The sequence below is a fragment of the Streptomyces sp. NRRL S-1813 genome, from assembly GCF_000719605.1.
GTDB classification, from domain to species: Bacteria; Actinomycetota; Actinomycetes; order Streptomycetales; family Streptomycetaceae; genus Streptomyces; species Streptomyces decoyicus.
This window is the reverse complement of the sequence record NZ_JOHB01000088.1, coordinates 1-884: the sequence shown is the minus strand read 5'-3', so window position 1 is coordinate 884 and position 884 is coordinate 1. Positions and strand designations below refer to the sequence as shown.

Here is an 884-nt window from a genome sequence, read left to right as displayed (position 1 = left end):
TCGGGCACTGCTCCCAAAACCCCTTCTCACCCAACGCCACCCGGCGCAGAGTCCGCCGGCCATTACCTTCCAGGCCACCCCGCGCATGCTGAACCGCCAGGTTGTGCCAGATCACCACATCCCCCTGCTGCCAGGAATGCTCATACACCGCATCCTCGGCATACATCACCGAGAACAACTCCTCCAGCAACCCCCGGCTCTCTTCACCCTCAAGGCCCACGATCCGCGTCGTCTGATTCGCATTCACCATCAGCCCCGGCTCCCCCGACACCGGATGACGCCACACCACCGGATGCTCCGCCCGCGGCATCCCCTCCGCCACCGACAACCCCACATTCCGGCCGTCCAACGACACCGGCATCGCGTTCTCACACACCAGTCCCGCAACCCGCGACCGCAAACCCGCCGGCAAACGCCCATACGCCGCCGCCACATTCGCAAACCGCGTCGACGTCACACACCCCTCAACATCCTCAGCAAAAAGCGACACCGCCTCCAACGGCACCGCACAATGCCCCGTATCCGAATGGAAAGACAGCTCACTCACCCCCAGAGCAGCCCCCTCCTTCACATTCGAAACAAACCCGATCCCCGAACCCTCCTCATGCAGCACCGGACCCAAATGCCCCATGAACCGGATCTGCTCCTCCAACGAGAAACCCTGACCCGAAAACACCAGCAGATGCCGCGCACGGAACAACTCCACCAACGCCGCCGCACACTCCGCACCCAACGGCGCCCCCAGATCCCACCCCTCGACCCGCGCACCCCACCCCGCAGACGTCGGCTCCCACACCAGCCCAGCCACCAGCCAGCCCCCCAACACCACGAACGACAACAACAGTTGCGAGACTAGCACTCTAAGTTGGATTATATAAATGATT

1 protein-coding gene is annotated in these 884 nt (G+C 63.1%); it reads right to left on the bottom strand.

Going from position 1 to position 884, the window contains the following annotated elements:
* Nucleotides 1-859, bottom strand: an 859-nt coding sequence (locus IF67_RS0138415) for a TauD/TfdA dioxygenase family protein (RefSeq protein WP_158713239.1), incomplete at its 3' end; no start/stop codon positions are given.
* Between the last annotated feature and the right edge of the window lie 25 nt (nucleotides 860-884).